Here is a 358-nt window from a genome sequence, read left to right on the forward strand (position 1 = left end):
TTGCCTTAACCTCGCTTGTCATCATCACTCGCCGGTTCATTCTACAAAAGGCACGCCGTCACACCTCTCGGTGCTCCGACTGCTTGTAAGCACACGGTTTCAGGTTCTCTTTCACTCCGCTCCCGCGGTTCTTTTCACCTTTCCCTCACGGTACTATCCGCTATCGGTCGCCAAGGAGTATTTAGCCTTAGGAGGTGGTCCTCCCAGATTCCCACGGGATTCCTCGTGTCCCGCAGTACTTGGGGTCTGTTTCACGCTCCCCTGTGCCTTTCGGATACCGGGCTCTCACCGTCTCTGGCCGGCCTTCCCATGCCGTTCTCCTAAACACAAGTTCGCGCTGGCTACCTGCAGCTCGCCC

Annotated in this window: 1 rRNA gene; it reads right to left on the reverse strand. The window is 57.3% G+C overall.

The window, feature by feature from the left end:
• A 23S ribosomal RNA gene (locus tag QMF38_RS09530) occupies positions 1-358 on the reverse strand; the annotation flags it as partial.

It is taken from the genome of Alicyclobacillus hesperidum subsp. aegles (genome assembly GCF_027923525.1).
In the GTDB taxonomy this organism is placed as follows: Bacteria; Bacillota; Bacilli; order Alicyclobacillales; family Alicyclobacillaceae; genus Alicyclobacillus; species Alicyclobacillus aegles.